24 protein-coding genes and 3 tRNA genes are annotated in these 26,714 nt (G+C 50.8%); 13 read left to right on the forward strand and 14 right to left on the reverse strand.

The genetic code is table 11. The features are described from left to right. The first annotated feature begins 80 nt into the window (after positions 1-80). Both FFT88_RS22755 and FFT88_RS22760 read left to right on the forward strand, forming a co-directional pair. Positions 81-557, forward strand: coding sequence for a kinase inhibitor (locus tag FFT88_RS22755; RefSeq protein ID WP_000767391.1), 477 nt, complete (start codon positions 81-83; stop codon positions 555-557). 151 nt (positions 558-708) lie between these two features. Next, the gene (locus FFT88_RS22760) at positions 709-1,992 is read left to right on the forward strand and encodes a putative acyl-CoA thioester hydrolase (RefSeq protein WP_130214915.1); all 1,284 of its coding nucleotides are present in this window, start codon (positions 709-711) and stop codon (positions 1,990-1,992) included. Positions 1,993-2,224: 232 nt separating this feature from the next. Here the strand turns inward: FFT88_RS22760 and FFT88_RS22765 are convergent, their stop codons facing one another. The 3 genes from FFT88_RS22765 to FFT88_RS22775 all read right to left on the reverse strand — a co-directional run bounded on the left by FFT88_RS22765 (position 2,225) and on the right by FFT88_RS22775 (position 7,230). After that, complete coding sequence (locus FFT88_RS22765) at positions 2,225-4,486, reverse strand: hydratase (RefSeq protein WP_135405773.1); 2,262 nt, start codon at positions 4,484-4,486, stop codon at positions 2,225-2,227. A 182-nt stretch (positions 4,487-4,668) separates the two neighbouring features. Further along, positions 4,669-6,102 carry an anion permease gene (locus tag FFT88_RS22770; protein ID WP_001036488.1) on the reverse strand — a complete coding sequence of 478 codons (1,434 nt, stop codon included), beginning with the start codon at positions 6,100-6,102 and terminating at the stop codon, positions 4,669-4,671. Between the two features lie 75 nt (positions 6,103-6,177). Next, the gene (locus tag FFT88_RS22775; RefSeq protein WP_135405774.1) at positions 6,178-7,230 is read right to left on the reverse strand and encodes a 4-oxalomesaconate tautomerase; all 1,053 of its coding nucleotides are present in this window, start codon (positions 7,228-7,230) and stop codon (positions 6,178-6,180) included. 183 nt (positions 7,231-7,413) lie between these two features. Here FFT88_RS22775 and FFT88_RS22780 point away from each other — a divergent pair, with 183 nt between their 5' ends. Next, positions 7,414-8,367 (forward strand): LysR family transcriptional regulator, encoded by a 954-nt coding sequence (locus tag FFT88_RS22780; RefSeq protein WP_135405775.1) that lies wholly within the window; start codon positions 7,414-7,416, stop codon positions 8,365-8,367. Positions 8,368-8,408: 41 nt separating this feature from the next. Here the strand turns inward: FFT88_RS22780 and pgl are convergent, their stop codons facing one another. Next, the gene (gene pgl, locus FFT88_RS22785; RefSeq protein ID WP_135405776.1) at positions 8,409-9,404 is read right to left on the reverse strand and encodes a 6-phosphogluconolactonase; all 996 of its coding nucleotides are present in this window, start codon (positions 9,402-9,404) and stop codon (positions 8,409-8,411) included. 154 nt (positions 9,405-9,558) lie between these two features. Between pgl and ybhA the strand changes: the two genes are divergently transcribed. Further along, on the forward strand, positions 9,559-10,377 hold the full coding sequence (gene ybhA / locus FFT88_RS22790; protein ID WP_000213425.1) for a bifunctional pyridoxal phosphate/fructose-1,6-bisphosphate phosphatase: 819 nt from the start codon (positions 9,559-9,561) through the stop codon (positions 10,375-10,377). Here the strand turns inward: ybhA and modC are convergent, their stop codons facing one another. The 4 genes from modC to acrZ form a co-directional block, all read right to left on the reverse strand. Continuing rightward, positions 10,378-11,436, reverse strand: coding sequence for a molybdenum ABC transporter ATP-binding protein ModC (gene modC, locus FFT88_RS22795; RefSeq protein ID WP_130209932.1), 1,059 nt, complete (start codon positions 11,434-11,436; stop codon positions 10,378-10,380). Positions 11,437-11,438: 2 nt separating this feature from the next. After that, a complete protein-coding gene (gene modB, locus FFT88_RS22800; RefSeq protein ID WP_000604034.1) occupies positions 11,439-12,128 on the reverse strand; it encodes a molybdate ABC transporter permease subunit in 690 nt (229 codons plus the stop codon). After that, on the reverse strand, positions 12,128-12,901 hold the full coding sequence (gene modA / locus FFT88_RS22805; RefSeq protein WP_130258664.1) for a molybdate ABC transporter substrate-binding protein: 774 nt from the start codon (positions 12,899-12,901) through the stop codon (positions 12,128-12,130). The genes modB and modA overlap by 1 nt, the downstream gene beginning before the upstream one ends. 165 nt (positions 12,902-13,066) lie before the next feature. Then, positions 13,067-13,216 (reverse strand): multidrug efflux pump accessory protein AcrZ, encoded by a 150-nt coding sequence (gene acrZ, locus FFT88_RS22810; protein WP_032302722.1) that lies wholly within the window; start codon positions 13,214-13,216, stop codon positions 13,067-13,069. Positions 13,217-13,344: 128 nt separating this feature from the next. Here acrZ and modE point away from each other — a divergent pair, with 128 nt between their 5' ends. The 7 genes from modE to gpmA all read left to right on the forward strand — a co-directional run bounded on the left by modE (position 13,345) and on the right by gpmA (position 21,148). Then, on the forward strand, positions 13,345-14,133 hold the full coding sequence (gene modE / locus FFT88_RS22815) for a molybdenum-dependent transcriptional regulator (protein WP_130214929.1): 789 nt from the start codon (positions 13,345-13,347) through the stop codon (positions 14,131-14,133). 67 nt (positions 14,134-14,200) lie between these two features. Beyond that, positions 14,201-15,673 (forward strand): molybdate ABC transporter ATP-binding protein ModF, encoded by a 1,473-nt coding sequence (gene modF / locus FFT88_RS22820; protein WP_135405777.1) that lies wholly within the window; start codon positions 14,201-14,203, stop codon positions 15,671-15,673. 261 nt (positions 15,674-15,934) lie between these two features. Beyond that, on the forward strand, positions 15,935-16,951 hold the full coding sequence (galE, locus tag FFT88_RS22825) for a UDP-glucose 4-epimerase GalE (RefSeq protein ID WP_001265443.1): 1,017 nt from the start codon (positions 15,935-15,937) through the stop codon (positions 16,949-16,951). A 9-nt stretch (positions 16,952-16,960) separates the two neighbouring features. After that, complete coding sequence (gene galT / locus FFT88_RS22830; protein ID WP_130258667.1) at positions 16,961-18,007, forward strand: galactose-1-phosphate uridylyltransferase; 1,047 nt, start codon at positions 16,961-16,963, stop codon at positions 18,005-18,007. 3 nt (positions 18,008-18,010) lie between these two features. Next, positions 18,011-19,159 (forward strand): galactokinase, encoded by a 1,149-nt coding sequence (galK, locus tag FFT88_RS22835; RefSeq protein ID WP_135405778.1) that lies wholly within the window; start codon positions 18,011-18,013, stop codon positions 19,157-19,159. Next, positions 19,153-20,193: a galactose-1-epimerase gene (gene galM, locus FFT88_RS22840; RefSeq protein WP_059321515.1), complete on the forward strand. Its 1,041-nt coding sequence runs from the start codon at positions 19,153-19,155 to the stop codon at positions 20,191-20,193. The genes galK and galM overlap by 7 nt, the downstream gene beginning before the upstream one ends. Positions 20,194-20,395: 202 nt before the next feature. Next, positions 20,396-21,148: a 2,3-diphosphoglycerate-dependent phosphoglycerate mutase gene (gene gpmA / locus FFT88_RS22845; RefSeq protein WP_001295305.1), complete on the forward strand. Its 753-nt coding sequence runs from the start codon at positions 20,396-20,398 to the stop codon at positions 21,146-21,148. 158 nt (positions 21,149-21,306) lie between these two features. Here the strand turns inward: gpmA and aroG are convergent, their stop codons facing one another. Continuing rightward, on the reverse strand, positions 21,307-22,359 hold the full coding sequence (gene aroG / locus FFT88_RS22850; RefSeq protein ID WP_130222224.1) for a 3-deoxy-7-phosphoheptulonate synthase AroG: 1,053 nt from the start codon (positions 22,357-22,359) through the stop codon (positions 21,307-21,309). A gap of 315 nt (positions 22,360-22,674) precedes the next feature. Between aroG and FFT88_RS22855 the strand changes: the two genes are divergently transcribed. Both FFT88_RS22855 and zitB read left to right on the forward strand, forming a co-directional pair. After that, positions 22,675-23,055, forward strand: coding sequence for a YbgS-like family protein (locus FFT88_RS22855; RefSeq protein ID WP_064530615.1), 381 nt, complete (start codon positions 22,675-22,677; stop codon positions 23,053-23,055). A 114-nt stretch (positions 23,056-23,169) separates the two neighbouring features. Further along, positions 23,170-24,105: a CDF family zinc transporter ZitB gene (gene zitB / locus FFT88_RS22860; protein ID WP_130214939.1), complete on the forward strand. Its 936-nt coding sequence runs from the start codon at positions 23,170-23,172 to the stop codon at positions 24,103-24,105. Here the strand turns inward: zitB and pnuC are convergent. The 5 genes from pnuC to FFT88_RS22885 form a co-directional block, all read right to left on the reverse strand. Further along, positions 24,102-24,821: a nicotinamide riboside transporter PnuC gene (pnuC, locus tag FFT88_RS22865; RefSeq protein WP_130214942.1), complete on the reverse strand. Its 720-nt coding sequence runs from the start codon at positions 24,819-24,821 to the stop codon at positions 24,102-24,104. The genes zitB and pnuC overlap by 4 nt on opposite strands. Before the next feature lie 37 nt (positions 24,822-24,858). Next, complete coding sequence (gene nadA / locus FFT88_RS22870) at positions 24,859-25,902, reverse strand: quinolinate synthase NadA (protein WP_135405779.1); 1,044 nt, start codon at positions 25,900-25,902, stop codon at positions 24,859-24,861. Positions 25,903-26,179: 277 nt separating this feature from the next. Next, positions 26,180-26,255 (reverse strand) — tRNA-Lys (locus FFT88_RS22875). A 34-nt stretch (positions 26,256-26,289) separates the two neighbouring features. After that, positions 26,290-26,365, reverse strand: a tRNA-Lys gene (locus FFT88_RS22880). Positions 26,366-26,511: 146 nt separating this feature from the next. Next, positions 26,512-26,587: transfer RNA gene (locus tag FFT88_RS22885), tRNA-Lys, on the reverse strand. Between the last annotated feature and the right edge of the window lie 127 nt (positions 26,588-26,714).

Genomic DNA, 26,714 nt, shown 5'->3' on the forward strand with positions numbered 1-26,714 from the left:
ATTATGCAAAGTACAGTTAGTCGGAAAACCGCCTCCTTTCCTCCCCGGCCTGAAGGCCGAGGTTTCCCGGAGGCATTCTAATGAAACTCATCAGTAACGATCTGCGCGATGGCGATAAGCTGCCGCATCGTCATGTCTTTAACGGCATGGGTTACGATGGCGATAATATTTCACCGCATCTGGCGTGGGATGATGTTCCTGCGGGAACCAAAAGTTTTGTTGTCACCTGCTATGACCCGGACGCGCCAACCGGCTCCGGCTGGTGGCACTGGGTAGTTGTTAACTTACCCGCTGATACCCGCGTATTACCGCAAGGGTTTGGCTCTGGTCTGGTAGCAATGCCAGACGGCGTTTTGCAGACGCGTACCGACTTTGGTAAAACCGGGTACGATGGTGCAGCGCCGCCGAAAGGCGAAACCCATCGCTACATTTTTACCGTTCACGCGCTGGATGTAGAACGTATTGATGTCGATGAAGGTGCCAGCGGCGCGATGGTCGGGTTTAACGTCCATTTCCACTCTCTGGCCAGCGCCTCGATTACCGCGATGTTCAGTTAATCACTCTGCCAGATGGCGCAATGCCATCTGGTATCACTTAAAGGTATTAAAAACAACTTTTTGTCTTTTTACCTTCCCGTTTCGCTCAAGTTAGTATAAAAAAGCAGGCTTCAACGGATTCATTTTTCTATTTCATAGCCCGGAGCAACCTGTGAACACATTTTCAGTTTCCCGTCTGGCGCTGGCATTGGCTTTTGGCGTGACGCTGACCGCCTGTAGCTCAACACCGCCCGATCAACGTCCTTCTGATCAAACCGCGCCTGGTACCTCTTCTCGCCCGATTCTGTCGGCAAAAGAAGCGCAGAATTTCGATGCTCAACACTATTTTGCATCCCTGACACCAGGTGCGGCAGCGTGGAATCCTTCCCCGATTACCCTGCCTGCGCAACCTGACTTTGTTGTCGGCCCGGCGGGTACTCAAGGTGTAACGCATACCACGATTCAGGCAGCGGTGGATGCGGCAATTATCAAGCGTACCAACAAGCGCCAGTATATTGCCGTGATGCCTGGTGAGTATGAAGGCACGGTCTATGTCCCTGCCGCTCCGGGTGGAATTACTCTGTACGGTACAGGCGAAAAACCGATTGATGTGAAGATTGGGCTTTCCCTTGATGGTGGCATGAGCCCTGCCGACTGGCGTCACGACGTCAACCCACGCGGCAAATATATGCCAGGTAAACCAGCGTGGTATATGTACGATAGCTGCCAGAGCAAACGCAGCGACAGTATCGGCGTGCTCTGTTCTGCGGTCTTCTGGTCACAAAACAATGGCCTGCAACTGCAAAACCTGACCATCGAAAACACACTGGGCGATAGCGTAGATGCGGGTAACCATCCGGCGGTGGCACTGCGTACTGATGGCGACAAAGTGCAGATCAATAACGTCAACATTCTCGGTCGTCAGAACACCTTTTTTGTCACCAACAGCGGTGTGCAAAACCGTCTGGAAACCAACCGTCAGCCGCGTACGCTGGTGACCAACAGCTACATTGAAGGGGATGTGGATATCGTTTCTGGTCGCGGCGCGGTGGTGTTCGATAACACCGAATTCCGCGTGGTGAACTCCCGTACCCAGCAAGAAGCGTATGTGTTTGCACCGGCTACGCTGTCTAACATCTATTACGGTTTCCTCGCCGTAAACAGCCGTTTCAATGCTTCCGGTGATGGCGTGGCGCAACTGGGCCGCTCGCTGGATGTTGATGCTAATACCAACGGTCAGGTGGTGATCCGTGATAGCGCCATCAACGAAGGTTTTAACACGGCTAAACCGTGGGCCGATGCGGTGATTTCCAATCGTCCATTTGCGGGTAATACCGGCAGCGTTGACGATAGCGACGAAGTACAGCGCAATCTGAATGACACTAACTACAACCGCATGTGGGAATACAATAACCGCGGCGTGGGTAGCAAAGTGGTTGCAGAAGCGAAGAAGTAAGAGCTATTAACTATTTGCCGGATCCGGCGTAAACGCCTTATCCGGCCTACGGTTCGATGCAAGTTGTAGGTCGGATAAGATGCGCCAGCATCGCATCCGACAATAAGTGCCGAATACTGCGTAAACGCTTTATCCGGCCTACGGTTCGATGCGATTCGTAGGTCGGATAAGATGCGTCAGCATCGCATCCGACAATAAGTGCCGGATGCGACCTACATTCACATGGCGCTTTTTATATCTGACGGTTTTTATTGAAGTTAATCAAACTACCCGCTTTGATAATCTCGCGCTCTTCAGCAGTCAGACTTTCCATATAGAGCGTAATCTCCGTTACCGGCGCATCTTTATGGATCACATAACCTTTAAATGTCGTACCTGGATTATCCAGCGCCGCTTTAATGCCAGGGATGTAAATGTAATCACCTACGTCAAAGTTCGGTGCTTCCGCCATTTGCAGCGGTAACATCCCCCAGTTGATGACGTTGGAACGGTAGCGTTTAGTCGCGTACTCCTCGGCAATATTCGCCAGACCGCCAATCACTCGCTGGCAGCTCGCCGCCTGCTCACGCGCAGAACCATCGCCTGGTTTGACCGCATAGACCATGCTGCCAATTTCAGTTTGCAGCGGATCAATATTTTCCTGACCAGCAATCTGCTTAATGCGCGCAAAAACGTCTGCCAGTTCGCTGACATTCCCCGCCAGACGCTGATTTTCCAGCTCGGCAGTGGCTTTACTTCTGCCAACATAACCCGGATCACGGCGTGACAGGGTAAATTCCGCCAGACCAATCGGATTTGAACGATACGAAGAGGTTTCACCGGAAGGAATCAATTCGTCAGTGGTGGTCACTTCGTCGAGGATCTTCGAGCACACTTTGAGGACGATATTGTCAGTCAGCGCGCCCAATTCCGGCCAGTCTTTGATGTTCGGTCCGTAGATCAGCGGTTGCTGAGTCGCCCCTTTAACAAAGCCCTGATAAACACGGTTTTTATACGGCGTTACATCGAAGGCGTACTCCGGCACGTTGTCCCAGCAATCGAGTTCGCTGGCAGAGGTTAAATAGCCACCGTTTGCCGCAGTCGCAGCGATAGAACGAGCGTCCATCAACGCCACCGCTGACATCTGCCCATTGGCTGGCTTAGAGCCTTCGCGGTTCGGGAAGTTACGTGTGGTGTGGCGAATACTCAAACCGTTGTTGATTGGCGTATCGCCCGCGCCAAAGCATGGGCCGCAGAACGCGGTTCTGATGATTGCGCCTGCGCCAATCAAATCTGCTACCACACCTTTTTTGGCGAGATCCATAAACACCGGCTGTGATGACGGGTAAACCGCCAGCGAGAAGGTGTCATTGCCACAGGATTGACCGCGCAGCGCATTTGCTGCGGCGATAACGTTTTCATAGTTACCGCCAGAACAGCCCGCGATAATCCCCTGCTGCACTTTCAGGCGACCATTTTCCACTTTATCCAGCAGCGAGAGTTTGGCTTTACCGTGCGCCACGCGTTCGGACTCAATTTCAATCTCACGCAGAATGTCGGTCAGGTTCTGGTTCAGCGTGTCGATTTCATACACGTTGCTCGGGTGGAACGGCAGCGCAATCATTGGTTTGATGGCACTTAAATCAACGCTGATGCAGCCATCGTAGTACGCCATCGGTTGAGGGTTAAGCTGGCAGTAATCCTGGCCGCGACCGTGAAGCGCCAGCCAGTTATGCACTTCTTCATCAGTTTGCCAGACAGAACTTAAACAGGTCGTTTCGGTAGTCATTACGTCAACGCTGTTACGGAAATCGGTAGAGAACGCAGCGACACCGGGACCTACGAATTCCATCACTTTGTTTTTGACGTAGCCGTTTTTAAACACGGCGCCGATAATCGCCAGCGCCACATCCTGCGGCCCCACATACGGCGCAGGTTTTCCGGTCAGATGCACCGCAACCACGCCCGGATAGTCGATATCCCAGGTGTCATTAAGCAGTTGTTTTACCAGCTCGCCGCCGCCCTCACCGACTGCCATTGTCCCTAATGCACCGTAACGGGTGTGGCTGTCTGACCCGAGGATCATTTTGCCGCCGCCTGCCATCATTTCACGCATATATTGATGGATGACCGCAATATGCGGAGGCACAAAAATACCGCCATAACGCTGGGCCGCCGATAAACCAAAAATATGGTCATCACCGTTAATGGTGCCGCCCACAGCACAGAGTGAGTTATGGCAGTTGGTCAGCACATACGGCAGCGGGAAACGTTCCATACCGGACGCTTTAGCGGTCTGTACAATACCAACAAAGGTAATATCGTGAGAGGCTAATGAATCAAACTTAATTTTAAGTTTATCCATATTTCCGGACGTATTATGAGAAGAGAGAATAGACCAGGCAATGGTGCCTTTTTTTGCTTCTTCTTTTTTTATTTCGCCGGTGAAATGTTCTTCGGCAATTATTTCGTTATTACTGGCGAGAAACACGCCTTTTTCAGATAACTTGATCATCAAATGCTCCAGATATCTGCGCACCGTGAAGTGCGCAGAAAGATAATAAATGGATATACTCTAAATAATTCGAGTTGCAGGAAGGCGACAAGCGAGTGAATCCCCAGTCACTTACTTAAGTAAGTGACTGGGGTGAGCGAACGCAGACGCAGCACATGCAACTTGAAGTATGACGAGTATATTTACAGCATGTTCCAGCCGATCAGCATATTCCACCACCATACGCCGAGGGTGATATGCACCAGGAAGGTTAATATCGTCAGTACCGCACCGACCAACCACCAGGATTTAATATCGTTGTAACCCACACCAAAGATGACCGGACCAGCCGCGCCACCATAGTGAGTAACCATGCCGCCGTAGGAGTTGGAGAACAACAGTGCCAGCGCGGTTAACATTAACGGTGCACCGGAGACGTTCGCCAGCATGGCAAATACCGGTAACATGGCAACGATATAGGCACTACCGGAAGCGAAGAAATAACGCACGATGATGCTAAGGAAAATAATAACGAAGAAAGCAACGTTACCGTGACCATCAAATGCCAGGTTATTTTTAAAGACTTCAGCTAACCATTCGAAGAATTTAACTTTCGATAATAAGGAGCTTAAGCCGATAATACCGCCGTACCAGATTAATGTATTCCAGCCGCCTTTATTTTTAACCACGTCTTCCCAGGTAACGATTCCTAGCAGCAGCATGGTCGCCATAACAACGATTGCCACAGTGGATTCATCAACCCCGAGCGTTTTACTGAAAATCCAGCCCAGCAGCGCCAGCACAAAGACACCGAGCAGCATTTTTTCACGGATTTTCATCGGTCCCAGTTCAGCAAGGCCCGCTTTGGCGATGGTTTTGTTATCCACCTTTTTAATTTCTGGCGGATACATGGTGTAAATCACCAGCGGAGTGACCAGCAGCATAATGATACCCGGCAAACCGGCGGCCAACGCCCATCCCCCCCAGCTAATTTGCAGGTGCAGAATGTCGTTGATCATTTTCAGCGCCAGAATGTTTCCCGCCATTGCGGTAAAGAACATATAGCTGGTGGTTTTGGTGACCATGTAAATGGACATCATCAAGTAATGTCCGACACGACGCGGGCTTTTTTCAGGTTCTGACCCCAAAGCCACCGCCACGCTGTTGATGATCGGTAATACAATGCCGCCCGCACGCGCGGTGTTAGACGGTGTTGCCGGAGCCAGTACCAGATCGAGGAATACCGTAACGTAACCCAGACCCAGGGTAGTGCTACCAATTTTACCAATCAGCAAATAGGCAATACGTTTACCTAAGCCGGTGGTCACAAATGCGGCGCTTAAGGTAAACGCCGAGAACACCAGCCAGGTGGTACCTGAAGAGTAACCGCTTAATACGGCGGTGGTTTTAAACGCACCGTCGGATAAGTTACCAACCACCACCATCGAGGCAGCAACGGCAATTAACAGTACGACAGGTTCCGGGAAAGGCTTGATAACCAGCCCCACAATCGCCGCCAGGTAAATACCAAAAAGTACCCATGCCAGTTCGCTTAATCCTGCCGGGGCTGGCATAAAGCCAATAATACATGGGATCGCTAATATCAGAATTAGCTTCCATAACGATTTCTTATTCATTTAAAATCCTGTTCTTTCTGTATGACTCATACAGAAGTCCTTTTTTGATTGTCCTTATCACGACAACGAAATTTTTCAGGGAAGATAAACTTCACCGGAAAATATTTTTCTGGTCGTCCGAATAACAGATGCACGTAACGTTGTGGCATCCTGACCGTCATTACTTAAATGAACGTCAAGCGCACCACTGGGGTGTTCAATATTGATATTGCCGTACCCCACAGAAGGGACGATTTGTCGGGTGACGGTGCCTTCCAATGCACAGCTACTGGAAATGGCAATAGCGCCAGTTATCGCCAGCGCGCGATGGCAAGAATGCGGCATAAAATAACGCACATTAATTGCCCCGCCTTTCTGCGCTGGAGAAATAAGCACAGGTTTAGGGATAACCATATTACTGACATCGCCTAAGCCCATTGCTTTACCCGCTTGCAGACGGATAGATTCAATGCGGGCTAATAATGCTTTGTCGGCATCCAGTTCCGCCGGTAATTCATAGCCTGTTTTGCCCAGATATTCAGCCGGAATAATGACGACTGGCATCGCCATATCAATACAGGTCACTGGAACATCGTCAAAATAATCAATCTGATTATCAGTCGGGAAGACTTTTCCGGTTTTTGTTCCTGCGGCATTCAGGAAAGTGAGAGCGACCGGTGCGGCAGTACCCGGTACGCCGTCAATTCTGGCGCTACCCTCGTACTCGACAACACCATTTGGCGTTTGCACATCAGCTTCGATGAACGTACCCGTATTGACGTTGCGGATACGTACGCGGGTAACTGGCGAAGTCGCTGCAATCAAACCATTTTCAATGGCGAATGCCCCAACGCCAGACAGCATATTGCCGCAGTTAGGTGTGGTATCGACACGCTGCTCATGGACGATAACCTGAGCAAACAGATAATCGACATCTGCACGCGGATCGCTGGAGCGGCTAATAATGGCGACTTTACTGGTCAGCGGATTACCGCCGCCGATACCGTCTATTTCCAGATCGTTACCGGAACCCATAATTGCCATCAATATTTTATCGCGCTGCGTTTGATCTTCGGGTAGATGTTCCGCTAACAGGAACGCGCCCCTCGAGGTTCCACCTCGCATCATCACGCAGGGTATTTTTTTCATAATAATGCCCTCAATTTAAAAACATAACTTATTGCGATATGGTTACATTAAGGGCAAAGCATCTCTAATGACTTTAGCTCCACGATTAATAACATTTTTTCATTAATTTAAGTGATTAAATTGCAGTTAAACTGTTTAACTGTAAATCACTAAAACGCACCGCTTCCATTTTTCGGAGTAATAATGAAGCATGAATTATCAAGTATGAAGGCATTTGTTACGCTGGCAGAGTCCAGTTCATTTAACAATGCTGCTAAATTACTTAATATTACGCAACCTGCATTAACGCGCAGAATAAAAAAGATGGAAGAAGATTTACACATTCAACTTTTTGAGCGTACAACTCGCAAGGTTACGTTAACAAAAGCAGGAAAAAGGTTGCTCCCGGAAGCTCGGGAATTAATAAAGAAATTCGATGAAACGCTTTTTAATATTCGTGATATGAATGCTTATCATCGTGGTATGGTGACGTTAGCGTGTATTCCGACCGCGGTATTTTATTTTTTACCACTGGCAATCGGTAAATTTAATGAGCTGTATCCCAATATTAAAGTGCGGATTCTGGAACAAGGCACGAATAATTGCATGGAATCGGTGCTGTGCAATGAATCTGACTTTGGCATAAACATGAACAATGTCACAAATTCATCCATTGACTTTACCCCACTGGTCAATGAGCCGTTCGTGCTGGCCTGTCGGCGTGACCACCCATTGGCCAAAAAGCAGCTGGTGGAATGGCAGGAGTTAGTAGGTTACAAAATGATTGGCGTGCGTTCCTCCAGCGGCAACCGACTGTTGATTGAGCAAAAATTGTCCGATAAGCCCTGGAAACTGGACTGGTTTTATGAAGTGCGTCATCTTTCGACGTCATTAGGATTGGTGGAAGCGGGACTGGGGATTTCGGCGCTTCCAGGCCTGGCAATGCCTCATGCGCCCTATTCTTCGATTATTGGTATCCCATTGGTGGAACCCGTTATACGTCGGACATTGGGAATAATTCGCCGTAAAGATGCCGTACTTTCTCCAGCAGCAGAACGCTTTTTTGCCTTGCTGATTAATTTATGGACTGACGATAAAGACAATTTGTGGACCAATATCGTCGAACGCCAGAGACACGCGTTACAAGAGATAGGTTAATACTCCCGGCGCAGGAGATTCAGCGCCGGGTAAATCAGCGGTTAGTGTGCGTTCACCACAACCCACATTGGCCCCTGCCCTACCGCATAGCGGCCTTTTTCATGCAGCAGCCCCTGCTCGCCGACAATTTCGTATACCGAGATATGGTGCGATTTTTGCCCGGCAGCAATCAGATATTTGCCACTGTGATCAACATTAAAGCCGCGCGGCTGAGTTTCCGTTGGCTGGAAGCCTTCTTTACTCAACACGCTGCCATCTTCCGAAACGCTGAAAACGGTAATCAGACTGGCGGTACGGTCGCAGGCGTATAAATGACGACCATCCGGGGTGATATGAATATCTGCCGCCCAACGGGTGTCGGAGAAGTTTTCCGGCATCATATCCAGCGTCTGGACACATTCGATATTGCCGTGCGGATCTTTCAGTTCCCAGACATCCACTGAGCTGTTTAACTCATTGACGCAATATGCATATTGTTCGTTTGGATGGAACACCATATGACGCGGACCGGCCCCTTCAACGATAGTCACTTCTGCGGGGTCCTGCGCCACCAGATGACCGTCATCGCTGACCGTAAACAGGCAAATACGATCCTGCTTTAATGCCGGAACCCACAGGGTGCGGTTATCTGGTGAAATATTGGCGGAATGACAGCCGTCCAGTCCCTCAACCACATCGACAACGCCCACTGGCAGGCCATCTTCCAGACGCGTTACGCTCACGTTACCCGCATTGTAAGAGCCGACAAAGACAAACTGACCCTGGTGATCGGTGGAAATATGCGTCGGGCTACCCGGCAGCGCAGACTCTGCGGCAAAGGTCAGTGCGCCATCGTCTGGTGCAATGCGATACGCCAGAACACGAAACTCCGGGCGAACGCCAACATAGAGATAACGTTTATCCGGGCTGACCACCATTGGCTGCACCTGCCCCGGCACATCGACAACCTGTGTCAGCGTCAGCACGCCTTCATGATTCAGGTTCCAGACGTGAATTTGCTGGCTCTCAGGGCTGGCGATATAAACTGTTTGCTTCATGAATGCTCCTTTGCATTTAGCAACTGACTTTAACAGCTAAAATTAGTCGCTTTTGGCGGTGAATGCTGAATTAAAACGCAGAATTTTGTCCAATAGTGGTATCGGTGTACCATTCGCGCAGACGAAAATTCTTAACCTTAATCTGGAAAACGCCATGACCACACGCGTGATTGCTCTCGACTTAGACGGCACCTTATTGACACCCAAAAAGACTCTGCTTCCCTCATCAATTGAAGCCCTTGCTCGCGCTCGCGAAGCAGGTTACCAATTGATTATCGTCACGGGTCGCCATCACGTCGCTATTCATCCTTTTTATCAGGCGCTGGCGCTGGATACACCTGCTATTTGCTGTAATGGCACCTATTTGTATGATTATCATGCAAAAACTGTGCTTGAAGCCGATCCAATGCCCGTTAACAAAGCCCTGCAACTCATTGAGATGCTGAATGAACACCACATTCACGGTCTGATGTATGTGGATGACGCAATGGTCTATGAGCATCCGACCGGACATGTCATTCGCACGTCTAACTGGGCGCAGACTTTGCCGCCGGAACAGCGCCCGACTTTCACACAAGTCGCTTCTCTGGCTGAAACGGCGCAACAAGTTAACGCCGTGTGGAAGTTCGCTCTGACGCACGATGACCTGCCGCAGTTACAGCATTTTGGTAAGCATGTTGAACATGAGTTGGGTCTGGAGTGTGAATGGTCCTGGCACGATCAGGTTGATATTGCGCGCGGCGGCAACAGTAAAGGCAAACGCCTGACGAAATGGGTTGAGGCGCAAGGCTGGTCGATGGAAAACGTAGTCGCATTCGGCGATAACTTCAATGATATCAGTATGCTGGAGGCTGCCGGAACGGGTGTAGCGATGGGCAATGCCGATGATGCGGTAAAAGCACGCGCCAATATCGTGATTGGTGACAATACCACCGACAGCATCGCCCAGTTTATTTATAGCCACCTGATTTAATCAGGCGGTTATCGACACACTTTTAATTTGCGCGTATAGCCACAGGCCAGGTTTGATCGCCAGTTCATCCCTGGCCCACGGGCTTATTCGCGCCCACAGCGTTTTACCGCCGACTTCCAGTTCCACTTCCACCTGGCCGTTATCGTCATAGCTATTGACGACTTTTGCGCGCAGCACATTGCGGATGCTGGTTTGTTGCGGCGGTTGTAAAACCAGAGAAACATCGGAAGCCTGGATGCGGATGCGTAGCGCGGCTTGCAGCGGTTCATCCAGCTTATTAACCCATAAATGCTGATCGCCCAGCGCCAGCGCGGTCATTGCGTAACGCGGATGATGTTCCAGTACCGTTACTTTCAGAATGCTGCTTTGTTGCTCTTTCGGCAGCCACGGATTCATCACGCTACTGCCCCACACTTCTTCCAGCGCCCCGAAAGCTTTCACCTGGCCGTTTTCCAGTACCATCACTTTGTCCGCCAGATGGAGGATTTCATCCAGCGAATGACTGACATACAGCATCGGAATGTTGATTTCCCGCGTCAGCCGTTGCAGATAAGGCAATAGCTCGCGTTTGCGCGGAAGATCCAGCGACGCCAGTGGTTCATCCAGCAATAATAATTCCGGAGCCGTCAGCAATGCCCGACCAATTGCCACACGCTGTTTTTCGCCTCCGGACAGGCTGCCCGGTAAACGGTCAAGCAACGGTTCAATGCCTAAAAGCGCCACCAGCTTATCGAACTGATCGACCATACTTTTCGACATGCCGTAGCGCAGATTGCCACGCACTTTGTAATGCGGGAACAGCCGTGCATCCTGAAACACATAACCAACGCGACGCTTTTCCGGCGTCAGGCAGATACCTTTTTCGGCATCATTTAGTACCCGACCATTGAGGACAATCCGCCCTTTTTGCGGGCGCGTCAGTCCACTAATGGCGTTAATCAGCGAAGTTTTTCCGGCACCGGAGACGCCAAAGATAGCAGTGATGCCATTGGCGGGCAGCGTTTCATTAATGGTCAGGCAATGGTTGCCCAAGGTCTGGGAAAAATTCAGTTCCAGCATGATTAGCGCCCCGCCCGTTCACGGCTGATTCTGGCCAGCCATTCTGAAATCAACAGGGAGATCATCGCCAGCGCAATAGAAATAATGCACAGTCTCGCTGCGCCGCTTTCACCGCCTGGGGTCTGGATCAGGGTATACATGGCAGAAGGAATGGTTCGCGTTTCACCTGGAATGTTAGAAACAAAGGTGATGGTTGCGCCAAATTCACCGAGCGAACGGGCGAAAGCCAGTACTGTACCGACGATAATTCCCGGCAACGTCAGCGGTAACGTGATAGTAAAGAAAACGCGCCAGCGCCCGGCCCCCAGCGTTCTTGCGGCCTGTTCCAGTTTGACATCAACCCCTTCCAGCGCCAGACGAATCGCCCGCACCATCAACGGAAAAGACATGACGGCGGCAGCGAGAACCGCGCCGCGCCAGCTAAACGCGAAGGTAATGCCAAACCAGTCATACAGGCGTTCGCCGATAAATCCGCGCCGTCCCATAGAAACTAACAGCAAGTAACCGACAACCACGGGCGGTAACACCAGCGGTAGATGCAGTACGCTGTCGAGCAGAGCTTTGCCCGGAAACGTGCAACGCACCAGTAACCAGGCAAAAAAGATCCCAAACGGCAGGCTAAACAGCACAGCCAGGGAAGAAACTTTCAGGCTTAATAAAACCGCCTGCCATTCTGGATCGGTCAGTATCATTACTTAGTTGTAAATCCGTAACGTTTAAAGATTTCCGCAGCCTGCGGTCCCTTCAGATAATCGTAAAATGCTTTCACTGTCGCGTTGTTATGCCCTTCCACGACGGCAACCGGATATTCCACTTTTTTATGCGAATCTTCCGGGAAAGTGGCGACCACTTTTACCCCTTTGCTGGCAACTGCGTCAGAACCGTAGACAATACCCAGCGGCGCTTCATTACGTTCGACCAGCGCCAGCGCCCCACGAACATCTTCTGCCGGAGCCAGTTTCGGGGAGAGCGTATCCCATGCGCCCAGTTTTTGCAGAGCTTCTTTCGCATAAATGCCAGCTGGAACATGTTCCGGATCGCCAACCGCCAGGCGGCCGCCATTCAGCAGAGAGGTCCAGTTAGTTTTGCTGTCGATGGTGAAATCTTTCTGCTCGCTGGCTTTCGGTGCTACAACGACCAGGCTATTGCCGAGCAATGTTTGACGCGTGGCGGTATCAATTCCTTTTTTATCAATTGCATAATCCATCCATTTCTGATCGGCAGAAATAAACAGATCCGCAGGCGCACCTGCTTCAATCTGACGAGCCAGAGTAGAAGAAGAGGCGAAAGAAGAAACGACGTCTACGCCTTTCTCTTTTTTATACTGCGTAGCGATATCCTGCATCGCGTTGGTCAGTGATGCTGCAGCAAAAACCGTGATTTTTCCTTCATCCGCCAACGCATTGCCAGCAACAGTGAAAGAGAGCGCCGCCCCGGCAAACAGGTTTAACCATTTACGAGCCATTTGTAACCCCTTTATTTAACGTTATGTAGGCGTCAATATAGCGGTAAGTTCAGAATTTTCCCAGCAGTTATTGTTAACCTTTGAGAGGTAGATAGAAAAAATATCGGCAGGAAAAGCAGGAAGTTGAGAAAAAGAAAATGCCCGACTCAGCGGGCATTCATGGAATCAATGATTTTGTCCAGGCTGGTCTTTTTTACCAACACCAGAAAAGATGTTGAATACTTCACCAAGACCGTAAATCAGACCCAGGATGATGGCCATCACGATAGGTACCATGATTACGGCGAATACCAGACTTTTTAATAACTCTAACATGGTCAACTCCAGATGTAGTCCTTTGACTATTCTAACCGTTAAGCACAGAAAAGCACTCCCCTTTTGTGCGGTCAGCTTTGCGTGGCGCGCATTTTCCGTCACAATAAGATTTTTGCCAGGACATTGTTATGCAGGCCGAAATCCTTCTCACCCTTAAGCTTCAACAAAAGCTCTTTGCCGACCCACGCCGCATTTCGCTACTAAAACACATCGCGCTTTCCGGTTCCATCAGCCAGGGGGCGAAAGATGCTGGTATCAGCTATAAAAGCGCCTGGGATGCCATTAACGAAATGAATCAGTTAAGTGAGCATACGCTGGTTGAACGAGCTACGGGCGGAAAAGGCGGTGGCGGTGCTGTGCTGACCCGCTATGGCCAACGACTGATTCAGCTTTACGATCTTCTCGCCCAGATCCAGCAAAAAGCCTTTGATGTGTTAAGTGACGATGACGCCCTGCCGCTGAACAGCCTGCTGGCCGCGATCTCACGTTTTTCACTGCAAACCAGCGCCCGTAACCAATGGTTCGGCACCATCACCGCCCGCGATCATGATGACGTTCAACAGCATGTTGATGTCTTACTGGCCGATGGTAAAACACGTCTGAAAGTCGCGATTACCGCGCAAAGTGGCGCGCGTCTGGGGCTGGATGAAGGCAAAGAAGTGTTGATTCTGCTGAAAGCGCCGTGGGTGAACATTACCCAGGATGACACCGTAGCCCAGAGTGCCGACAACCAATTGCCGGGCATTATTCGCCATATAGAGCGCGGCGCAGAACAGTGCGAAGTATTAATGGCGCTACCCGACGGGCAAACCCTGTGCGCCACGGTGCCGGTAAATGAAGCGGCTTCTCTTGAGCAAGGACAGAATGTCACGGCCTACTTTAATGCCGACAGCGTGATTATCGCCACACTGTGCTAAGCGTGTTGACAATTTGTTATGAAACACGTATCCCTGTCAGTAATCGCTGCAAAAAATGGGATATAAAATGTCATCGTTGCAAATTTTGCAAGGCACGTTTCGTCTTAGCGACACAAAAACGCTGCAATTGCCTCAGCTAACGTTAAACGCGGGCGATAGTTGGGCGTTTGTCGGTTCGAATGGAAGTGGGAAGTCGGCGCTGGCCCGCGCACTGGCCGGTGAACTTCCGCTTTTGAAAGGTGAACGGCACAGCCAGTTTTCCCACATCACTCGTCTCTCCTTCGAGCAATTGCAAAAGCTCGTCAGCGACGAATGGCAGCGGAATAACACCGATATGCTCGGCCCTGGCGAAGATGACACCGGGCGCACCACGGCTGAGATCATTCAGGATGAAGTTAAGGATGCACCGCGTTGCGCGCAACTGGCGCAGCAGTTCGGCATTACCGCCCTGCTCGACCGACGTTTTAAATATCTTTCCACTGGCGAGACGCGTAAAACCCTGCTCTGTCAGGCGCTGATGTCGAAGCCTGACTTATTGATTCTTGATGAACCGTTCGATGGTCTTGACGTTGCCTCACGTCAGCAGCTGGCAGAATTACTCGCCTCGTTACATCAGTCCGGTATTACTCTGGTACTGGTGCTCAATCGCTTCGATGAGATCCCGGAATTTGTCCAGTTTGCTGGTGTGCTGGCGGATTGCACGTTAGCGGAAACGGGCGCTAAAGAGGAACTGCTCCAACAAGCACTCGTCGCGCAACTGGCGCATAGCGAACAGCTTGAAGGTGTGCAACTGCCGGAGCCGGATGAACCTTCAGCACGTCACGCCTTACCCGCCAACGAACCGCGCATTGTGCTGAACAACGGCGTGGTTTCTTATAACGATCGCCCCATTCTTAATAACCTTAGCTGGCAGGTGAATCCTGGCGAACACTGGCAAATTATCGGGCCAAATGGCGCGGGAAAATCGACATTATTAAGCCTGATTACTGGCGATCATCCGCAAGGTTACAGCAACGATTTGACGCTTTTCGGCCGACGTCGCGGCAGCGGCGAAACCATCTGGGATATTAAAAAGCATATCGGTTACGTCAGCAGTAGTTTGCATCTGGATTACCGGGTCAGCACTACCGTGCGTAATGTGATCCTTTCTGGCTATTTTGATTCGATTGGCATTTATCAGGCCGTTTCGGATCGTCAGCAAAAGCTGGTGCAGCAGTGGCTGGATATTCTCGGCATTGATAAACGTACGGCTGACGCTCCTTTCCATAGTCTTTCCTGGGGGCAACAACGCCTGGCGCTGATCGTCCGCGCACTGGTGAAACATCCGACTTTGCTTATTCTCGATGAACCACTACAGGGGCTGGATCCGCTCAATCGCCAGCTTATCCGCCGTTTTGTTGACGTGCTAATTAGCGAAGGTGAAACGCAATTATTGTTTGTTTCGCACCATGCTGAAGATGCGCCTGCCTGTATTACCCATCGACTGGAATTCGTGCCGGACGGTGACCTTTATCGTTATGCGCTGACAAAAATAAATTGAGTCGGTAATGCTGACTGTGCCGGATGCGGCGTAAACGCGTTATCCGGCCCACAGTTCGACGCATCCAGGCATGAAACCGCATCTTTTTTTCAGATAAAAAGCGCAATCATTCATAAACCCTCTGTTTTATAATCACTTAATCGCGCATAAAAAACGGCTAAATTCTTGTGTAAACGATTCCACTAATTTATTCCATGTCACACTTTTCGCATCTTTGTTATGCTATGGTTATTTCATACCATAAGCCTAATGGAGCGAATTATGAGAGTTCTGGTTACCGGTGGTAGCGGTTACATTGGAAGTCATACCTGTGTGCAATTACTGCAAAACGGTCATGATGTCATCATTCTTGATAACCTCTGTAACAGTAAGCGCAGCGTACTGCCTGTTATCGAGCGTTTAGGCGGCAAACATCCAACGTTTGTTGAAGGCGATATCCGTAACGAAGCGTTGATGACCGAGATCCTGCACGATCACGCTATCGACACCGTGATCCACTTCGCCGGGTTAAAAGCCGTTGGCGAATCGGTACAAAAACCGCTGGAATATTACGACAACAACGTCAACGGTACTCTGCGTCTGATTAGCGCCATGCGCGCCGCTAACGTCAAAAACTTTATCTTCAGCTCCTCCGCCACCGTTTATGGCGATCAGCCCAAAATTCCATACGTTGAAAGCTTCCCGACCGGCACGCCGCAAAGCCCTTACGGCAAAAGCAAGCTGATGGTGGAACAGATCCTCACCGACCTGCAAAAAGCCCAGCCGGACTGGAGCATTGCCCTGCTGCGCTACTTCAACCCGGTTGGCGCGCATCCGTCGGGCGATATGGGCGAAGATCCGCAAGGCATTCCGAATAACCTGATGCCGTACATTGCCCAGGTTGCTGTAGGCCGTCGCGACTCGCTGGCAATTTTTGGTAACGATTATCCGACCGAAGATGGTACTGGCGTACGCGATTACATCCACGTAATGGATCTGGCGGACGGTCACGTCGTGGCGATGGAAAAACTGGCGAACAAGCCTGGCGTACACATCTACAACCTCGGCGCAGGCGTAGGCAGCAGCGTGCTGGACGTGGTTAATGCCTTCAGCAAAGCCTGCGGCAAACCGGTTAACTATCATTTTGCACCGCGTCGCGAGGGCGACCTTCCAGCCTACTGGGCGGACGCCAGCAAAGCCGATCGCGAACTGAACTGGCGCGTAACGCGCACACTCGATGAAATGGCGCAGGACACCTGGCACTGGCAGTCACGCCATCCACAGGGATATCCCGATTAAGGAACGACCATGACGCAATTTAATCCCGTTGATCATCCACATCGCCGCTACAACCCGCTCACCGGGCAATGGATTCTGGTTTCACCGCACCGCGCTAAGCGCCCCTGGCAGGGGGCGCAGGAAACGCCAGCCAAACAGGTGTTACCTGCGCACGATCCAGATTGCTTCCTCTGCGCAGGTAATGTGCGGGTGACTGGCGATAAAAACCCCGATTACACCGGGACTTACGTTTTTACCAATGACTTTGCGGCCCTTATGTCTGACACGCCAGATGCGCCAGAAAGCAACGATCCTTTGATGCGTTGCCAGAGCGCGCGCGGTACCAGCCGGGTGATCTGCTTTTCACCGGATCACAGTAAAACGTTGCCAGAACTGAGCGTTGCGGCATTGACGGAAATCGTCAAAACCTGGCAGGAGCAAACCGCAGAACTGGGGGAAACGTACCCATGGGTGCAGGTCTTTGAAAACAAAGGCGCGGCGATGGGCTGCTCTAACCCGCATCCGCACGGACAGATTTGGGCAAATAGCTTCCTGCCTAACGAAGCTGAGCGCGAAGACCGCCTGCAAAAAAAATATTTTGCCGAGCAGAAATCGCCAATGCTGGTGGATTATGTTCAGCGCGAGCTGGCAGACGGTAGCCGTACCGTTGTCGAAACCGAACACTGGTTAGCCGTAGTGCCTTACTGGGCTGCCTGGCCGTTCGAAACGCTACTGCTGCCCAAAGCCCACGTTTTGCGGATCACCGATTTGACCGACGCCCAGCGCAGCGATTTGGCGCTGGCATTGAAAAAGCTGACCAGTCGTTATGACAACCTCTTCCAGTGCTCCTTCCCCTACTCTATGGGCTGGCACGGCGCACCGTTTAATGGCGAAGAGAATCAACACTGGCAGCTGCACGCGCACTTTTATCCGCCTCTGTTGCGCTCCGCCACCGTACGTAAATTTATGGTCGGTTATGAAATGCTGGCAGAAACCCAGCGTGATCTGACGGCAGAACAGGCAGCAGAGCGTTTGCGCGCAGTCAGCGATATCCATTTTCGCGAATCCGGAGTGTAAGAAATGAGTCTGAAAGAAAAAACACAATCTCTGTTTGCCAACGCATTTGGCTACCCTGCCACTCACACCATTCAGGCGCCTGGCCGCGTGAATTTGATTGGTGAACACACCGACTACAACGACGGTTTCGTTCTACCCTGCGCGATTGATTATCAAACCGTCATTAGCTGCGCGCCACGCGATGACCGTAAAGTTCGCGTAATGGCAGCCGATTATGAAAATCAGCTTGACGAGTTTTCCCTTGATGCGCCCATTGTCGCTCATGAAAACTATCAATGGGCTAACTACGTTCGTGGCGTGGTGAAACATCTGCAACTGCGTAACAACAACTTCGGCGGCGTGGACATGGTGATCAGCGGCAATGTGCCGCAGGGTGCCGGGTTAAGTTCTTCCGCTTCACTGGAAGTCGCGGTCGGAACCGTATTGCAGCAGCTTTATCATCTGCCGCTGGACGGCGCACAAATCGCGCTTAATGGTCAGGAAGCAGAAAACCAGTTTGTAGGCTGTAACTGCGGGATCATGGATCAGCTAATTTCCGCACTCGGCAAGAAAGATCATGCCTTGCTGATTGACTGCCGCTCACTGGGGACCAAAGCAGTTTCCATGCCGAAAGGCGTAGCTGTGGTCATCATCAACAGTAACTTCAAACGTACCCTGGTTGGCAGTGAGTACAATACTCGCCGTGAGCAGTGTGAAACCGGTGCGCGTTTCTTCCAGCAGCCAGCTCTGCGCGATGTCACCATTGAAGAGTTCAACGCTGTTGCACATGAACTGGACCCGATCGTCGCGAAACGCGTGCGTCATATCCTGACTGAAAACGCCCGCACCGTTGAAGCTGCCAGCGCGCTGGAGCAAGGCGACCTGAAACGTATGGGCGAGTTGATGGCGGAGTCTCATGCCTCTATGCGCGATGATTTCGAAATCACCGTGCCGCAAATTGACACTCTGGTCGAAATCGTAAAAGCTGTGATTGGCGACAAAGGTGGCGTACGCATGACCGGCGGCGGATTTGGCGGCTGTATCGTCGCGCTGCTCCCGGAAGAGCTGGTGCCTGCCGTACAGCAAGCTGTCGCTGGACAATATGAAGCAAAAACAGGCATTAAAGAGACTTTTTACGTGTGTAAACCATCACAAGGAGCAGGACAGTGCTGAACGAAACTCCCGCACTGGCACCCGATGGTCAGCCGTACCGACTGTTAACTTTGCGTAACAACGCAGGGATGGTAGTCACGCTGATGGACTGGGGTGCGACTTTACTTTCAGCCCGTATTCCGCTTTCCGATGGCAGCGTCCGCGAGGCGCTGCTCGGCTGCGCCAGCCCGGAATGCTACCAGGATCAGGCCGCATTTCTTGGGGCCTCTATTGGTCGTTATGCCAACCGTATCGCCAATAGTCGTTATACCTTTGACGGTGAAACCGTGACGCTGTTACCAAGTCAGGGCGTCAACCAACTGCACGGCGGCCCGGAAGGGTTCGACAAACGCCGCTGGCAGATTGTGAACCAGAATGATCGTCAGGTGCTGTTTGCCCTGAGTTCAGATGATGGCGATCAGGGCTTCCCGGGTAATCTCGGCGCGACGGTGCAATATCGTCTGACCGACGATAACCGTATCTCTATTACTTATCGCGCCACAGTTGATAAACCTTGCCCGGTGAATATGACTAATCACGTCTATTTCAACCTCGACGGCGAGCAGTCTGACGTGCGCAATCACAAGTTGCAGATTCTGGCGGACGAATATCTGCCAGTTGATGAAGGCGGCATTCCCCACGACGGCCTGAAATCTGTCGCCGGAACGTCTTTTGATTTCCGCAGCGCCAAAATCATCGCCAGTGAGTTTCTTGCCGACGACGATCAGCGCAAAGTGAAAGGTTACGATCACGCGTTCTTGTTACAGGCCAAAGGCGATGGCAAGAAAGTGGCGGCGCATGTCTGGTCAGCAGATGAAAAATTACAGCTGAAGGTCTACACCACCGCTCCGGCTCTGCAATTCTACTCCGGCAACTTCCTCGGCGGCACGCCATCAAGAGGAACTGAACCTTACGCCGACTGGCAGGGGCTGGCGCTGGAAAGCGAGTTTCTGCCGGACAGCCCGAACCACCCTGAATGGCCGCAACCGGACTGCTTCCTGCGTCCTGGCGAAGAGTATTCCAGCCTGACGGAATATCAGTTTATTGCTGAGTAATGTTAAGCCCTCGTCATGAGGGCTTTATCCTCATATTGTTCAAATCACCAGCAAATACCGACATATTTGCAACTCAATATTCACAACAACCTTACACTGCGACACTATTTTCGCTATGGTTATGCGTAAGCATTGCTGTTGCTTCGTCACGGCAATATAATGAGAATTATTATCATTAAAAGATGATTTGAGGAGTAAGTATATGGCTGTAACTAAGCTGGTTCTGGTTCGTCATGGCGAAAGTCAGTGGAACAAAGAAAACCGTTTCACCGGTTGGTACGACGTGGATCTGTCTGAGAAAGGCGTAAGCGAAGCAAAAGCAGCAGGTAAGCTGCTGAAAGAGGAAGGTTACAGCTTTGACTTTGCTTACACCTCTGTGCTGAAACGCGCTATCCATACCCTGTGGAATGTGCTGGACGAACTGGATCAGGCATGGCTGCCCGTTGAGAAATCCTGGAAACTGAACGAACGTCACTACGGTGCGTTGCAGGGTCTGAACAAAGCAGAAACCGCCGAAAAGTATGGCGACGAGCAGGTGAAACAGTGGCGTCGTGGTTTTGCGGTGACTCCGCCGGAACTGACTAAAGATGATGAGCGTTATCCGGGCCACGATCCGCGTTACGCGAAACTGAGCGAGAAAGAGCTGCCGCTGACTGAAAGCCTGGCGCTGACCATTGACCGCGTGATCCCTTACTGGAATGAAACCATTCTGCCGCGTATGAAGAGCGGTGAGCGCGTAATCATCGCCGCTCATGGTAACTCGTTGCGTGCGCTGGTGAAATATCTTGATAACATGAGCGAAGAAGAGATTCTTGAGCTGAATATCCCGACTGGCGTGCCGCTGGTGTATGAGTTCGACGAGAATTTCAAACCGCTGAAACGCTATTATCTGGGTAATGCTGACGAGATCGCAGCGAAAGCAGCGGCGGTTGCTAACCAGGGTAAAGCGAAGTAAACGTCATTCGTTTAATAATGAGGAAGCCGACTGCAAGTGAGTCGGCTTTTTTGTTGCTAACAATGGAGCACATTGCCTGATGCGACGCTGCGCATCTTATCAGGCCTATGGTGATTCATCGGATACGCCACTCTGGCGGTGCATCCGACAATTAAACCTTACCCGCGACGCGCTTTTACTGCATTCGCCAGTTGACGTAACAGAGCATCGGTATCTTCCCAGCCGATGCAGGCATCGGTGATGCTCTTACCGTAGGCCAGCGGCTCGCCGCTCTCGAGGCTCTGATTGCCTTCCACCAGATGGCTTTCCACCATCACGCCAATAATGGCTGTTTCGCCACCGGCAATCTGCTGGCAAACGTCAGCACACACATCCATCTGCTTTTTGAATTGTTTGGACGAGTTAGCATGGCTGAAATCGATCATCACCTGTGCTGGCAGGCCTGCTTTGTTCAGCCCTTCTTTCACTTCAGCAACGTGCTTCGCGCTGTAGTTAGGCTCTTTACCGCCGCGCAGAATGATATGGCAATCGCCGTTACCGCTGGTATTCACAATCGCCGAATGACCCCATTTGGTCACTGAAAGGAAGCAGTGCGGCGCACCGGCGGCATTAATGGCATCGATAGCCACTTTAATCGTACCGTCTGTGCCATTTTTGAAACCTACCGGGCAAGAAAGACCAGACGCCAGTTCGCGATGCACCTGCGATTCGGTTGTTCGCGCCCCAATTGCGCCCCAGCTCATCAGGTCAGCGAGATACTGAGGGGTGATCATGTCGAGAAATTCGCCCGCCGCTGGCAGACCGCTGTCGTTAATATCGAGCAGCAATTTACGGGCAATTCGCAAACCGTCGTTGATCTGGAAGCTGTTGTCCATATGCGGATCGTTAATCAGCCCTTTCCAGCCCACCGTGGTGCGCGGCTTTTCAAAATAAACGCGCATTACGATTTCCAGGTCGTCTTTTAGCTCTTCACGCAGCGCCAGCAAGCGAGTGGCATACTCTTTAGCCGCGACAGGATCATGAATTGAGCACGGACCAATCACCACTAACAGGCGATCATCATTACCTTTCAGGATCTTATGGATCGCTTTTCGGGCATGGGCAACCGTATTCGCGGCATTTTCAGTAGCGGGGAATTTTTCCAGCAGTGCGACAGGAGGAAGTAACTCTTTGATTTCTTTGATGCGTAAATCGTCGTTCTGATAATTCATGTCTGTTCCAGTGTTGCCATACTTATCTTGGTGAATGCAATCCTTCCAATCTATATCTTCCGTCAGAATGTGTAAACGGGGTTTTACACTATGGACGGAATAATCCTGGAATCGGTAAGAAATACGCCAGATTGTCGCGAAAAACGAGATCTCTCCTACAATTTCTAACTGTAACTTCTTTGTTTATTAATTTTTTCACGATTCTCTGCTGGATCTCTTCTTCTGGCTGAAATCTTCAACCATTGCCTTATATTCACCTGCAAATGCACTGTTGGAAGAGGTTATCCGACATAACGCCCATAACAGGAGCATCCTATGAAAATGACAAAACTGGCCACACTATTTCTGACTGCCACTCTAAGCCTTGCCAGCGGTGCCGCACTGGCTGCCGATAGTGGAGCGCAAACCAATAACGGCCAGGCAAACGCCGCAGCTGATGCGGGCCAGGTTGCCCCGGACGCTCGTGAAAATGTCGCACCAAATAACGTCGACAATAACGGGGTTAATACCAACTCGGGCGGGACTATGCTGCACCCGAATGGTTCATCCATGAATAATGACGGCATGACCAAAGACGAAGAGCACAAAAACACCATGTGCAAAGACGGTCGCTGCCCGGACATCAATAAAAAGGTACAAACCGGTGATGGCATCAATAATGATGTCGATACCAAAACCGACGGTACTACGCAGTAAGCCAGGATATATAGCTGATAATGGGAGAGCGGAGGCTCTCCTTTTTAATTTTTCCCTTCTAAAAGAAGTATGATGTCATAAAGTTAAGTGAGATAAATTAAGGGATGACTCGTCATGGCGCACTCACACACTTCCCCACACCTGCCAGAAGATAATAATGCTCGTCGCTTGTTGTATGCTTTCGGCGTGACTGCCGGGTTTATGCTGGTAGAAGTCATTGGCGGTTTTCTTTCCGGTTCTCTGGCATTGCTGGCTGATGCCGGACATATGTTGACCGATACTGCCGCCCTGCTTTTCGCCCTACTCGCCGTGCAATTTTCACGTCGTCCTCCCACCATTCGCCACACTTTCGGTTGGCTAAGATTGACCACGCTCGCGGCGTTTGTGAATGCCATCGCCCTGGTGGTGATTACGATTTTGATTGTCTGGGAGGCGATAGAACGTTTCCGCACGCCGCGTCCGGTTGAAGGCGGTATGATGATGGCGATTGCCGTGGCGGGATTGCTGGCAAATATACTTTCTTTCTGGTTACTTCATCACGGTAGTGAAGAGAAAAACCTCAACGTGCGAGCAGCGGCACTGCATGTGCTTGGGGACCTGCTGGGTTCCGTTGGTGCTATCGTCGCCGCGTTGATAATTATCTGGACCGGCTGGACACCTGCGGACCCCATTCTCTCGATACTCGTGTCGCTTCTGGTTCTACGCAGCGCGTGGCGATTATTGAAAGACAGCGTGAATGAATTACTTGAAGGTGCGCCCGTTTCGCTGGATATTGCTGAAATGAAACGCCGCATGTGCCGGGAAATCCCGGAAGTCCGCAATGTGCACCATGTACATGTGTGGATGGTGGGCGAAAAGCCAGTGATGACGCTGCATGTGCAGGTGATCCCGCCACACGATCACGATGCCTTGTTAGATCAGATCCAACACTATCTGATGGATCACTATCAGATTGAGCACGCCACCATCCAGATGGAATATCAACCTTGTCATGGGCCAGACTGCCACCTGAATGAAGGGGTGTCTGGCCATTCACATCATCACCATTAATGGGACAGCGCGCGTGAACCTCTTTCGCGTGCGCTGTTGATCCACATCCGGCTGCCGTTGAGGGCAATAAAGGTCAGGATCAGATACTCCAGCGACATGGCATAGACGCCCTGCAAGGCGAAAATCACCACGCTAATCACGTTAATGATGACCCACAATAACCAGTTTTCGACGTATTTACGCGTCATCAGAATCATTGCCACGATGGAGAGTACCATCATGCAGGAGTCCCAGAATGGGAAGGCGTCCGGTTGCAATTCTGGCATCACTACCTGCAAACCCAATGCTTGCATAATCGTGACTGCCACGCGGGTCAAAAATGCAAACACCGGATTGATAAATACCGTCATCAGACCAATCGAAACAACGCAAACCGCCAACCAGCTTAGCGCCTTCGGCAATGGCAACCAGCGAATTTTCAACTCGGTTTCATGTTGACTGGTTTGTCGCGACCAGGCATACCAGCCATAAATGTTAGCGGCAAAGAAAAACACCTGTAACAGCAGGCTGGCATACAGCTGAATCTGAAAGAAAATAATGCCAAACAGGGTAACGTTGATCAGGCCAAAAAAGTAGTTGCTGATCTTCTCCAGACTGGCAAGGCCAATACACAGTAACCCAGCGATCGTCCCCACCGCTTCGATCCATGAGAGATCGTAACCGCCAGCACCGATCGGTATATGAACCAGAATGTTCTGTGTGCTAAAAAAATCCATCTTTCCCCCAATGCGTAGCATGACGCCTCATTGTCAGTTATCCACGTAGTGTAGCCGCAAAATCCAGCATGCGGTTGAGCGGCACCAGCGCCCTCTCTCGCAGATTTTCGTCAACATGAACCTCGTGATCGCTTCCTCCCTGTTCCAGCGCCTCTGCGATGGCCTGAAGGCCATTCATTGCCATCCACGGACAATGAGCGCAACTTCGACAGGTAGCGCCCTCGCCTGCGGTTGGCGCTTCCAGCAATTCTTTTTCTGGCACTGCCTGCTGCATTTTGTAGAAAATGCCCCGGTCAGTCGCCACAATCAGTTGCTGATGCGGCAATGTTTTTGCAGCGTTAATCAACTGACTTGTGGAACCAACAGCATCGGCCATATCGACAATAGCTTGTGGTGACTCCGGATGCACCAGTATGGCAGCATCAGGGTACTGTTTTTGTAATTGGGTTAACGCCTGAGTCTTAAACTCGTCATGAACGATACAGGCACCTTGCCAGCATAAGATGTCTGCGCCTGTCTGTTTTTGCACGTAACGCCCCAGATGTTTGTCTGGTGCCCAGATGATTTTTTCGCCCAAACTATCCAGATGGTCAACGAGTTCGACGGCAATGCTTGAAGTTACCACCCAATCTGCACGCGCTTTTACCGCAGCCGAAGTGTTGGCGTAGACAACGACAGTACGATCGGGATGGGCATCGCAAAATGCGTTAAATTCTTCAATCGGACATCCGAGATCCAGTGAACATTCAGCCTGAAGTGTTGGCATCAGAATTGTTTTTTCCGGGCTAAGAATTTTGGCGGTTTCCCCCATAAATCTCACCCCAGCAACTAACAGCGTAGAAGCGGGATGCTTAGCACCGAAGCGGGCCATTTCCAGAGAATCAGAAATACAGCCGCCGGTTTCTTCAGCCAGCTGTTGAATTTCGGGATCGGTATAGTAGTGGGCGACCATCACCGCATTACGTTCTTTCAGCAGACGTTTTATTTTCTCGCGATAATACGCTTTTTCATCAATGCTTAACGGCGTTGGCTTCGGGGGGAAAGGATATATCGCCGTTTCAGGATCAAACATCACGCTCATTTGGCCATCTCGTTTTACAGGCTTAACGTTAAAACCGACATAAGCGTGATATTCGCTATTATCGGCGTAATTTGTTTTATATGCTAAACAAGATAGTCGAGTGGTGGGGAAAAGTCACTCGAATTACGTATGAGATGCCGAATGCCATACTTTGCGTCTTATTCCTCCGACGTAGAGTTGTTTACGCAGCAAGCGCGGAGTATGTCATCAGGGTCAAGAATTGAAATTGAGGGATGCCTGAATAGCAAAAAAGCGCCTTTAGGGCGCTTTTTTACATTGGTGGGTCGTGCAGGATTCGAACCTGCGACCAATTGATTAAAAGTCAACTGCTCTACCAACTGAGCTAACGACCCCTTGCGGGATTATGCTGCTTTAATCATTTCAGGATGGTGGGTCGTGCAGGATTCGAACCTGCGACCAATTGATTAAAAGTCAACTGCTCTACCAACTGAGCTAACGACCCATATGGGTGTTACCTGAATGATTTTTACTCGAATCCAATCTTTAAGATTGGTGGGTCGTGCAGGATGACTCGCTTCGCTCGCCCTACGGGCCGCTGCTAGCGCAACGTTATCCTTCACGCTTAACATCTGAGTTTGATGTTAAAATTGGTGGGTCGTGCAGGATTCGAACCTGCGACCAATTGATTAAAAGTCAACTGCTCTACCAACTGAGCTAACGACCCACTTTTTCGTTGCTTTCGGTTTGTTTGATATCCCGTGGCAACGGCGGCATATATTACTGATTTCAGACTTGAGCGCAACAAAAATTTCGATGTAGATCACTCAACTGCTTATGAATCGCACGACACG

It is taken from the genome of Escherichia sp. E4930 (assembly GCF_005845405.1).
Taxonomy (GTDB): Bacteria; Pseudomonadota; Gammaproteobacteria; order Enterobacterales; family Enterobacteriaceae; genus Escherichia.

Bases quoted from the DNA above. Each gene is read 5' to 3' on its own strand.
- modB (WP_000604034.1), bottom strand. From the start codon at position 12,128: ATGATACTGACCGATCCAGAATGGCAGGCGGTTTTATTAAGCCTGAAA.
- acrZ (WP_032302722.1), bottom strand. From the start codon at position 13,216: ATGTTAGAGTTATTAAAAAGTCTGGTATTCGCCGTAATCATGGTACCT.
- modF (WP_135405777.1), top strand. From the start codon at position 14,201: ATGTCATCGTTGCAAATTTTGCAAGGCACGTTTCGTCTTAGCGACACA.
- nadA (WP_135405779.1), bottom strand. From the start codon at position 25,902: ATGAGCGTGATGTTTGATCCTGAAACGGCGATATATCCTTTCCCCCCG.
- galK (WP_135405778.1), top strand. From the start codon at position 18,011: ATGAGTCTGAAAGAAAAAACACAATCTCTGTTTGCCAACGCATTTGGC.
- FFT88_RS22855 (WP_064530615.1), top strand. From the start codon at position 22,675: ATGAAAATGACAAAACTGGCCACACTATTTCTGACTGCCACTCTAAGC.
- FFT88_RS22775 (WP_135405774.1), bottom strand. From the start codon at position 7,230: ATGAAAAAAATACCCTGCGTGATGATGCGAGGTGGAACCTCGAGGGGC.
- zitB (WP_130214939.1), top strand. From the start codon at position 23,170: ATGGCGCACTCACACACTTCCCCACACCTGCCAGAAGATAATAATGCT.
- pnuC (WP_130214942.1), bottom strand. From the start codon at position 24,821: ATGGATTTTTTTAGCACACAGAACATTCTGGTTCATATACCGATCGGT.
- modE (WP_130214929.1), top strand. From the start codon at position 13,345: ATGCAGGCCGAAATCCTTCTCACCCTTAAGCTTCAACAAAAGCTCTTT.
- FFT88_RS22755 (WP_000767391.1), top strand. From the start codon at position 81: ATGAAACTCATCAGTAACGATCTGCGCGATGGCGATAAGCTGCCGCAT.
- gpmA (WP_001295305.1), top strand. From the start codon at position 20,396: ATGGCTGTAACTAAGCTGGTTCTGGTTCGTCATGGCGAAAGTCAGTGG.
- FFT88_RS22770 (WP_001036488.1), bottom strand. From the start codon at position 6,102: ATGAATAAGAAATCGTTATGGAAGCTAATTCTGATATTAGCGATCCCA.
- pgl (WP_135405776.1), bottom strand. From the start codon at position 9,404: ATGAAGCAAACAGTTTATATCGCCAGCCCTGAGAGCCAGCAAATTCAC.
- aroG (WP_130222224.1), bottom strand. From the start codon at position 22,359: ATGAATTATCAGAACGACGATTTACGCATCAAAGAAATCAAAGAGTTA.
- galT (WP_130258667.1), top strand. From the start codon at position 16,961: ATGACGCAATTTAATCCCGTTGATCATCCACATCGCCGCTACAACCCG.
- modA (WP_130258664.1), bottom strand. From the start codon at position 12,901: ATGGCTCGTAAATGGTTAAACCTGTTTGCCGGGGCGGCGCTCTCTTTC.
- FFT88_RS22765 (WP_135405773.1), bottom strand. From the start codon at position 4,486: ATGATCAAGTTATCTGAAAAAGGCGTGTTTCTCGCCAGTAATAACGAA.
- galE (WP_001265443.1), top strand. From the start codon at position 15,935: ATGAGAGTTCTGGTTACCGGTGGTAGCGGTTACATTGGAAGTCATACC.
- modC (WP_130209932.1), bottom strand. From the start codon at position 11,436: ATGCTGGAACTGAATTTTTCCCAGACCTTGGGCAACCATTGCCTGACC.
- ybhA (WP_000213425.1), top strand. From the start codon at position 9,559: ATGACCACACGCGTGATTGCTCTCGACTTAGACGGCACCTTATTGACA.
- FFT88_RS22780 (WP_135405775.1), top strand. From the start codon at position 7,414: ATGAAGCATGAATTATCAAGTATGAAGGCATTTGTTACGCTGGCAGAG.